The sequence below is a fragment of the Pectobacterium fontis genome (genome assembly GCF_000803215.1).
GTDB lineage: Bacteria > Pseudomonadota > Gammaproteobacteria > Enterobacterales > Enterobacteriaceae > Pectobacterium > Pectobacterium fontis.
In genome coordinates, this window is record NZ_JSXC01000014.1 from 153,005 (window position 1) to 162,416 (window position 9,412).

Here is a 9,412-nt window from a genome sequence, read left to right on the forward strand (position 1 = left end):
CCGCCTCAGCATGATTTTTATGCCAGATAACGGCAAAGCCCCTTGATAGTCGTAAAATCGTTAATGTGCTTCTGCGCCATCATCCTCGAACCAGGCGGCCAGTTCGCGGCGCAGATTATCTGACTGCGTACCGAAAATGGCCTGCACCTGATGACCGACGATGATCACCCCAATCGCGCCCAGTTTTTGCAGATTGTCGCTGTTGACTAATCGCAGGCTGTGTACCTCGACCCGCAGGCGGGTGATGCAGGCATCCAGACTGACGATATTCTCTTTGCCGCCAAAGGCGTTCACCAACTGCTGTAAATTCTCTTTGTCTAGCGGTGAAGCGATTTCAATCTCGGTAATTTGCTTACCCAGCATTGACGCGAACAATTTCCGAAAATTGTGAATCTTGCCCATCGTAGTCACCTCTTCATTTGTTGATCAGCATGCGTATGATAATGCCGTTCATGTAGGATTACTGTTAGGCGAAACACGGTGATGCGTTTCCGTTGGCGCGCTCCACTCCGTGTTCGCCCGACAACCATCAGCCGTTACGGCAGCGCACGGCGTAGGATCCGGCAACTGTAGCCTGACAGCGTGATCGATCCTGACAGCATCCTGCCAGTCGTCATTTCTTCGTAGGCGACAGGCAGCGTAACCTGCTGTGGTGTTGCCGTGTAATTCTGCACGAAGATAAACTCGCTTTCCCCATCATTGCGGCGGTGGGCGACAATGCCATAAGGCAGATCGGTTAGCAGCGCACGCGATAAATTCAGCGCCTGTATCATCGTGGTGAAGAAATCCCGCTGGAAGGTAAGGTCGTTGCGTGATGCGATGTAATAGGCCTGGCCCTTGCCGTAATCATTGACCGTAACGGCCGGGCGTCCGGCATAGAAATCGCTGTCATAGGTCGCCAGCGCTCGTGCGCCTTCCAGATGAATCAGTTCACACAGGTGCGTGACCTGATACGGGCCGGTCAGACGATGCTCATTACCGTCCAGACCGCTGATGCTGTTGCTTTCATGATCGTACAGCCCGTCGATCTCCTCCGCCCAGATGCCCATGATTGGACGCAGCGGGCCGGGGAAGCCGTTCAGATGGCACAGATCGGTTTCGTTAACGACGCCAGACCAGTAGGTAGTGACGAAACGGCCGCCGTGTTTGACGAAGGCATCGACGCGTTCGGCAAAGCCCTCGCGAACCATATAGAGCATCGGTGCAATCACGAGCTGATAACCGCTGAGATCGACATCGGCGTTGATGATATCGACCGCCACCCCTTGTTCCCAGAAGGTACGATAATGTTCGGTGACGGTTTTCTCGTAGAACAGCCCCGCGTTGCGCGGCCCTTGGGCGTTATCCATCGCCCAGCGGCTTTCCCAATCGAAGATAATGGCGACCTTGGCGTCTACCCGGCTACCGGTCACGGGGGCGAGCTTGTGGAGTATGTCACCCAATTCCTGTACTTCACGCCCGACGCGGGTATCAATATGTCCGACATGATCGACCACCGCACCGTGGAATTTCTCGACGGAACCACGGCTCTTACGCCACTGGAAATACTGCACGGAGTCTGACCCATGCGCGACGGCCTGAAGTGACGAGAGGATGTGCATGCCCGGCTTTTTCAGCTTGCTGATCGGTTGCCAGTTGGTCAGGCTTGGTGTGGATTCCATCAGGTAGAAAGGCTTCCCACCTTTCAGCGTTCGCATCAGATCGTGATACATCGCGGTGTAGGCACCCAGCGTGCAGTCATCTTCCGCGTTATGCCACAGCGGGTAGCTATCCCAGGAGATAAAATCGATCACTTTCGCCAACTGCCAGTAGTCGTAGTCATAGAAGTATTCCATGAAGTTCGTCGTAGTGGGCAGAGACGGGTTTTCAGCTTTGAGTGGCGCAATTTCTGCGGCACAGAAATCGCTGACCTGTGACGTATTAAAGCGTTTCCAGTCCAGATTCAGGCCATGAATGGACATTTCTCCAAGGGGAGAGGGAGGCTCCAACTGCGACCAGTCGGTGTAGGTGTGGCTCCAGAAGGTGCTCCACCAGGCCTTATTCAGCGCCTCTATCGTGCCGTAGCGTGCTTTCAGCCAGCTCTGGAAGGTGCTACGACAGGTATCGCAGTGGCACTCGCCGCTGTATTCGTTGGAAATATGCCAGCCAATCACCGCCGGATGGTTTGCGTAGCGTTTTGCCAGTTTGGTATTGATTTGTTTAACTTTTTCGCGGTAGTTCGGCGAGCTCAGGCAGTGGTTATGGCGACCGCCGTGCAGCGCCCGCACGCGGTTGCTACCCACGCGCAGCACGTCCGGGTATTTCTGTGATAGCCACGCCGGACGCGCCCCGCTGGGCGTGGCCAGAAAGACGAAGATACCGTTGGCATACAGCGTATCGAGGATGCGATCCAGCCAGCCAAATTCGTAGCGGCCTTCTTCCGGCTCCAGCCCGGACCAACTGAAAATGCCTACGGACATCACGTTACACTGAGTTTGTTTCATCATCTCAATGTCTTTTTCCAGTACCTCTGGATTGTCCAGCCATTGGTCAGGGTTATAGTCAGCACCGTGCAGCAGAACTGGCACCTTGCTGCTTAACGGGGGGAATTTGAACATCGTTCTCTCCTAAACGGGTTGTCACGCGCGGAATACGGTTTGCGTGTTCGAGATAGCTGGCAATGTGCTTACGCGGCGATGATGGGTAGATCGTAAAGACGCTGTGAATACATCCCTGTACGCTCGGGTTGCGCCATCCCTGGCGCAAACGCTTTACTCTTCTATCCCATTATCGCCGCTCTTGTTCAGTTAAACGGGTTGTCACGCGCTGAATACGGATTACGGTTTAAACGCTTTGATGGAAGGCAGTACGTTGCCTTTGCAGTCGAACAGCGCCTGGTTTTCTCGCGCGTTGCCTTCTTTCCAGTCGTCGTTGTTGTATTTCATGCCCGCTTTCGTGGCCCAGGTTGCGCCGGGGGTAGGCAGCCAGACGGGTTCCCAATAGAAGACGCCTTTGCCACGCTGATTGGGTACGTTGATCACGCTTTGCATCAGATCGTGCAGGTAATTCGCCTGACCCTGTACGGAAGCCGGATAGCCGCCCGCCTCCAGCTCTTTTTGCTGGAAGCTGTTTTCTGCGTTATCGCAGTTTTCCAGCGTGTAGGCATAGGCCGCCTCAACGACGATGATGTCTTTATTGTAGCGTTTGGTGACGTCGTTCATGTTGTACTGCAATGCGCTGATAGGGCCATTCCAGTAGGTGTAAAACGAGGCACCGATCACATCGAACGGCACATTGCGTTTGACGATTTCATCGAACCACCAGATGAAGGTGTCATTTTTGGTGCCTTCCGCCAGATGCAGCATGATCTTGACGTTGTTCGAACCTGGTACGTCCTTCACGCCCTGAATACCGGCTTTCAGCAATCCCGCAAGACGATCAAATTCGCCACCGCCCTGACCCCAGCTTTTCCCTTCCGGCCACAGCATCCCGCCGTTCAGTTCATTACCGATTTGCACCATATCCGGCATGACGCCCGCTCTCTGGAATTCGCTAATGGTCGCTTTGGTGTAGTCATGTACGGCGGTGGTGAGCTGTGCCACATTTAAACCAGACCAGGCTTTGGGCTTGTTTTGGTGAGCAGGATCGGTCCAGAAATCGCTGTAGTGGAAATCCAACAGCACTTTCATTCCGTTGGCTTTGGCACGTTTAGCCAGTGCCAGCGTGGTCGCCAAATCGTTGTTACCGCCGCCGTAGCCGCTGCCTGCCGCATCTTTCGGATCGTTCCAGATGCGCAGACGAATATAGTTAATTCCGTTCTCTTTCAGAATCAACATGGCATCTTTCTGTTTGCCGTGCTCGTCATAAAATTTGCCGCCGTGCTTTTCCACCTCGTTTAGCATGGAGATATCCGCGCCTTTAATGAAATCGGCAGGGACGTTGGTCAATTTATTGATTGTCACATTCTCTGCGGCATGTAGGGCTTGCGGCAGGGAGGCGGTCAGCAGGCCGGTTGCCAGCATGGCAGCCATCAGTACGCGTTTTTTCATTTTCATTTTACGTTCCTGGAGTGGGTACAGATGTTGAGTCATTATCCTTTGGTTCCGCCTGAGGTCAGGCCGGAAACAAAGTACTTTTGCAAGGACAGATAAAGAATGGCGACCGGCACGGCGATCAACACGGCACCCGCCGCGTAGGTGGTGTAACTGGCCCCCATTTTCTGCGCCACCAGGTTATAAAGCCCGATGGGCAGAGTGTATTGATCCGGCGTGCGCAGAATAGTGCTGGCGAGAATGAAGTCACCCAGCGGGCCGGTAAACGAGAACAGAGCAATCACTGCGATGATCGGTTTGGATAGCGGCATAATGATTTCAATAAAAATGCGGAAGTTACCCGCGCCGTCCATGCGTGCGGATTCGTCCAGATCTTTCGGAATCGCATCCAGATAGCCTTTCATCAGATAGGTGTTCATCGGAATCATGCCGCCGACGTAAACCAGCACCAGCGCAATATGGCTGTTCACCAGCCCCAGCATCTGCGCTAGCACGAAGATAGCGATCAGCGCGGAAAACTGTGGGATCATCTGCAACAGTAGAAATAACATCAGCCCGTTCTGGCGACCGCGAAAGCGGAAGCGGGAGAAGGAATACGCGGTGAAACTGACGCTGATGAGCGTCAAAATCATGGTCAGGAAGCTGATTTTCATCGAGTTCCAGTACCAGGCGGCGTAGTCAATCTGTCCGTTAAACAGCTCCTCATAGTGAATAAAGGAAAAGTTATCCGGGATAATCGCGGTATTGAGCAGGCTGCTGCCGGGGTTTAACGATGCGCCTACCGTCCAGATCAGCGGATAAATAATGATCACGGTCACTATCGTCAGCAACAGGTAGGTCAGGCCGAGTTTGATAAAATTCTGGCGTTTTACGCTGTGTTTTTTCATCTGCGCGCTTTCCTATGCCATGTTGTCTTGTTTGAAGGAGTTGGTTGCGCGGAACTGCCACAGCGCGATCCCCACGACAAAAATCGACAGCAGAATGGTGATGCTGGCGGCGATCGCATATTGGGAAGAAGACATGGTTAACTTATAAATCCACGACACCAGAATATCCGTTCCGCCCGCGTTGGAGCCGATCACTGCCGGTCCACCGTTGTTAAACAGATAGATAATGTTGAAATTATTAAAGTTGAAGGTGTACTGCGTGATGATGATCGGCGCAATGGAGTAGAGCACCAGCGGCAGCGTGATGGTGGTCAGCTTGTACCAACTGCTGGCGCCATCAATGGTTGCGGCTTCGTATAAATCATCTGGAATCGCCTGCAATACGCCGGTGGTCATGGCAAACACGAACGGGAAGCCCAGCCAGGTCTGCATCAGAATCAGCGCGGTCTTAGTCCAGAACGGATCGGTCATCCACGCCTTGGGCTCAATCCCCAGCGAGGCCAGAATACCGTTATTAATGACGCCAAATGTTTCGTTAAACATCCCCGCGAACACCAGAATGGTGACGAAGCCCGGAACTGCCCATGGCAGGATCAGAATGGTGCGGATCAACGGTTTGAAGCGTAGCCCCTTTTGGTTCACCACAATCGCCAGCAGAATGCCCACGGCACACTGAAGCGTGGTGGCGATGAGCGTCCAAATCACCGTCCATTGCAGTACGTCAAAAAACGTCGAACGCCAGAGATCGAGCCGGAAGATGTTGATGAAATTCTTCATTCCAACCCAGTCGACCAACTTGGCAGGCGGGGTGTGATAGAGATCGTAATTGGTAAAGGCAATGGAAAAACCGAAAATAATCGGGAATACCACGACAAACACCAGCAAGATGAAGCCTGGCGTAATCATCAGGTAGGGAAAGCCCTCGCTTAGCAGCATCTGATACTGTTTCTTCACGCTGTTCAGCGGCAGGCCTTTATCGCGTCGGGTGCCGCACAGATAGGCATCACGCAGGCTGCAATAATAAACGCCGATACCAAAGGCGGCGACAATCAGGCTGATGATGCCCTTCGCCAGCAGAAAAATAGAGTGATCGCGTGGCAGTTCGGTGCCCAGCGTAATCAGCCCCCATGTACCGTCTCGCAGGAAATCATGGAATACGCTGATAAAGCAGACCATGACGATAAAGAAAAACGCGCCTTTGACGATCTGGCGGTTATAAATCTGCCCAAATCCAGGGACGAGCGCCAGCAATAGCGCCGTTCTGGCGTGGCGACGTCCTCTCTCTTGTGGCGTAAGGCCGCTGGCGTTGACGGTCACATCTACCTCCATTTTCTTAAAAACATGGGTCCCCCACATCCCGAAAGTGTTCAGGGATAAACGAGGGGCCCCATGACCCACGGTGGTGCGGTGGTTTACTGGTTACTGTGGTTAGCTTCGATCTGCATTTTTATGACTTTCACAGCGGATTCCAGCGCCGCTTTGGTGTCCTGTTTGCCCGTCACGCTCAGTTGCAGCGCGCTGTTAGCTGGCGTCCAGACTTCCTGCATTTCCGGTACGCTCGGCATCGGGACGGCATAACCGGACTGGATCGCGACAGCACGGGATTTTTCATCGTCTTTAATCAGCGGATCGTCAGCCAGCGCAGTGATTGGCGGGATTTCACCCGTCAACTGGAAGCGAACTTTGGCGTATTCCGGCTGATTGATGAACTCAATGAATTTTTGTGCTAACGCTTTGTTTTTAGAATAGGTAGAAATACTGTAGCCCTTTACACCCAGCAGCGAACGTGGGTGCTCACCATTTGGCAGCAGCGGCAGCGGAGCCACGCCATAGTTGACGCCCGCATTTTTGTAGGGTTGGAACGCCCACGGACCGGTAATCACGGCGGCGGCTTTTTTCTCAGTAAACAGAGAATCGATCGCGTTAGCGCCGGTTTCACCGACGATGCCAGGTGGGAACAGGCCTTCAGCGTAGAATTTTTTAAGGTAGTTGACGGCATCGATGGTGGCTTTTTTATCCAGACCAACGTCTTTGACATTCGGCGAACCGTTGCTGTTCTGCCCGAAAATGTAACCGCCCATCCCAGCAATCACGCCATAGGCGTAATAAATTTCATCAAACTTGGCCAGCAGGCCGTAACGGCCTTCCGCGCGCTGCTGTTTGGAGAACGCGAACAAATCGTCGAATTTTTCCGGCGGTTGTGGCATCAGATCTTTGTTGTAGACCAGCACGGTGGTTTCCACGGCTTTCGGCACGCCGTATAGCTTACCGTTGTAAGTCTGTGCGTCCAGCGACGGCTTGGTAAAACTCGACAGGAACGTGTTATCCAGCTTCAGTTCGCTAATCAATCCTTGTACCACGGCCGTACCCACCTGATCGTGCGGCATGACAATCACATCGGGGCCGATGCCTGCGGGGCCATCAAGACGAAGTTTCTCAATTTGCTGAGCGTAAGGCGTTTCCAGCACGTTGATTTTGACATTATTCTGTTTCTCAAAGGCTTTAATGGCATCGGCAATGCCGTCGGATTTCTTGATATCTTCCCATACCAGTAGTTCTTTGTCGGCTGCCAGCGCTGATTTGCTGAGCACACCGGTAATGCCCAGTGAAACCATAATGACGGTGGTCAGTGTTTTCATTTTCATCATTCGTCCTCAAAGCCCTGATGGGCCCATCATGGTTGGAAATCGTCGCGTACTTTCCACTTTCACCGTTTTGCTGTTCCTGTGTGCTGTTGGTGTAACGTTACATCGCACGGCAGTACAAAACAGGATATGAGGGCATTTAACGGTACACGTTGTTTGGTCATCGTCTCTGTGTGGCGGTTGGCGCTTTATTGCGCGGTTTCCACAATGTAGGGTAACGGTTACACCCGTTGCGATTACATTAAGCAGAGTGCGCCACGTCTGCCAGCGAAACATGTAAAGGCTGTGATCTCATGCACAAAAGTAACCCCCTGTTTGTGCAAACGGTTACACCATGCTGTTATATTGGAATTATGACCCGCGTGCAGGTAAGCCTGACCAGAGGCTAATACGTTTGAAAGGGCTGCCGAGTCATTTTGAGTCGACGCATTTCAGGCCATCACGACTCAGCGCTTATATTCTGAAAAGTAAAATTATCAAGAGGTTACTGTTATGGCGTCTATCCAACTGGATAAAGTGAGTAAGCATTTTGGCAAGACGATCACGCTTCACGATGTGAATCTGACGATTGCAGATGGAGAGTTCGCCGTTTTTGTCGGGCCATCTGGCTGTGGTAAGTCGACGCTGCTGAGAATGATCGCCGGGCTGGAAGAGGTCACTGGTGGTGACATCATGATTGATAATGCGGTGGTGAATGACGTTGCTCCCGCTCAGCGTGGCGTTGCTATGGTATTTCAATCTTATGCGCTGTATCCGCATATGACCGTTGCTGAGAATATGGGTTACGGCCTGCGCGTGAACGGTGTGCCGAAAGATCAGATTAAGCACCAGATTGAGATGGTGGCGAAAACGCTGCAACTGTCTCATCTGCTGGAGCGTAAGCCGAAAGAGCTGTCCGGCGGTCAGCGTCAGCGCGTGGCGATAGGGCGTGCCATCGTGCGTAACCCGAAAGTGTTCCTGTTTGATGAGCCGCTGTCGAATCTGGACGCAGAACTGCGTGTGGATATGCGACTGCACATTGCCAAGCTGCATCAGGAATTGAAAACGACGATGATCTACGTGACGCACGATCAGGTCGAAGCGATGACGCTGGCCGATAAAATCGTGGTGATGAATTACGGGAAAGTCGAGCAGGTCGGATCGCCGATGGAACTGTATTATCATCCGGTTAACCAGTTTGTGGCGGGTTTTATCGGTTCGCCAAAGATGAACTTCCTGCCTGCACAGGTGATCGATTGGACGCCGGAGAGCCTGACGGTGAATATTGCCGAACAGCTACAGCTTGAGCTGCCAATCCGTACTGGCGAACTGCTCGTTGGCAGCATGGTTACGCTGGGGCTGCGGCCGGAACATGTTTCGCCGGAAGGTGAGGGGATTCGCCTGTCATTCGGCTGTGAAGTGGTTGAGCGTTTAGGTAACAGTACTTATTTGTTCGGCCAATGTTGCGGCATTGATAACTTCAAACTACTGCTGGCGGGTGACAGCGCCTTTAAACCCTATGAGCACATTGAGGTGTTCTTTTCGCCTACTAACTGTCTGGTGTTCAACGCCGATGGTCTGCGAATCAGCGCGTAGTAAGCCGCTGAATCTAAATAGCAAAACTCCTACTAATTAGCGCCCTTAGCGGGCGCTAATTCTGTCGATGATAAAATCTTCTGTCTCTCAATATTCCGCTGTTTTGGGTTTCTCTGGCGTAAAAAATTGCGCTGAGGTGGGCGTGACTGCCGGGTGAGCGGCATGGACGCCGCGAAAGGCAGTGCCGCGTCTGGAGCGCGTCACTGGCGGCCCGAATAGCAGTCACGAACGCCGAAGGTATCGCGTAGCGACGTAATTAGCGCCAAATAGCCAC

The 9,412-nt window shown here is 52.8% G+C and carries 7 protein-coding genes; 1 reads left to right on the top strand and 6 read right to left on the bottom strand.

Annotation, left to right across the window (positions count from 1 at the left end; all coding sequences use genetic code 11):
- Nucleotides 1-60: 60 nt before the first annotated feature.
- The 6 genes from OI69_RS05155 to OI69_RS05180 all read right to left on the bottom strand — a co-directional run bounded on the left by OI69_RS05155 (nucleotide 61) and on the right by OI69_RS05180 (nucleotide 7,563).
- On the bottom strand, nucleotides 61-402 hold the full coding sequence (locus tag OI69_RS05155; RefSeq protein ID WP_039346886.1) for a glucose PTS transporter subunit EIIB: 342 nt from the start codon (nucleotides 400-402) through the stop codon (nucleotides 61-63).
- Between the two features lie 134 nt (nucleotides 403-536).
- Nucleotides 537-2,597, bottom strand: coding sequence for a beta-galactosidase (locus OI69_RS05160; protein WP_039346888.1), 2,061 nt, complete (start codon nucleotides 2,595-2,597; stop codon nucleotides 537-539).
- 219 nt (nucleotides 2,598-2,816) lie between these two features.
- Complete coding sequence (locus OI69_RS05165; protein ID WP_039346890.1) at nucleotides 2,817-4,034, bottom strand: glycoside hydrolase family 53 protein; 1,218 nt, start codon at nucleotides 4,032-4,034, stop codon at nucleotides 2,817-2,819.
- 35 nt (nucleotides 4,035-4,069) lie between these two features.
- Nucleotides 4,070-4,918: a sugar ABC transporter permease gene (locus tag OI69_RS05170; protein WP_039346892.1), complete on the bottom strand. Its 849-nt coding sequence runs from the start codon at nucleotides 4,916-4,918 to the stop codon at nucleotides 4,070-4,072.
- 12 nt (nucleotides 4,919-4,930) lie between these two features.
- Entirely contained in the window at nucleotides 4,931-6,247 is a 1,317-nt protein-coding gene (locus tag OI69_RS05175) for a carbohydrate ABC transporter permease (RefSeq protein WP_052198307.1), read from the bottom strand.
- 83 nt (nucleotides 6,248-6,330) lie between these two features.
- Nucleotides 6,331-7,563 (bottom strand): extracellular solute-binding protein, encoded by a 1,233-nt coding sequence (locus OI69_RS05180; RefSeq protein ID WP_039346894.1) that lies wholly within the window; start codon nucleotides 7,561-7,563, stop codon nucleotides 6,331-6,333.
- A gap of 492 nt (nucleotides 7,564-8,055) precedes the next feature.
- On the opposite strand from OI69_RS05180, the gene OI69_RS05185 reads away from it, so the two are divergent.
- Nucleotides 8,056-9,138, top strand: a complete 1,083-nt coding sequence (locus OI69_RS05185) for an ABC transporter ATP-binding protein (protein ID WP_039346895.1) — start codon at nucleotides 8,056-8,058, stop codon at nucleotides 9,136-9,138.
- Nucleotides 9,139-9,412: the final 274 nt, after the last annotated feature.

Bases quoted from the DNA above. Each gene is read 5' to 3' on its own strand.
- OI69_RS05155 (WP_039346886.1), bottom strand. From the start codon at position 402: ATGGGCAAGATTCACAATTTTCGGAAATTGTTCGCGTCAATGCTGGGT.
- OI69_RS05160 (WP_039346888.1), bottom strand. From the start codon at position 2,597: ATGTTCAAATTCCCCCCGTTAAGCAGCAAGGTGCCAGTTCTGCTGCAC.
- OI69_RS05165 (WP_039346890.1), bottom strand. From the start codon at position 4,034: ATGAAAATGAAAAAACGCGTACTGATGGCTGCCATGCTGGCAACCGGC.
- OI69_RS05170 (WP_039346892.1), bottom strand. From the start codon at position 4,918: ATGAAAAAACACAGCGTAAAACGCCAGAATTTTATCAAACTCGGCCTG.
- OI69_RS05175 (WP_052198307.1), bottom strand. From the start codon at position 6,247: ATGGAGGTAGATGTGACCGTCAACGCCAGCGGCCTTACGCCACAAGAG.
- OI69_RS05180 (WP_039346894.1), bottom strand. From the start codon at position 7,563: ATGAAAATGAAAACACTGACCACCGTCATTATGGTTTCACTGGGCATT.
- OI69_RS05185 (WP_039346895.1), top strand. From the start codon at position 8,056: ATGGCGTCTATCCAACTGGATAAAGTGAGTAAGCATTTTGGCAAGACG.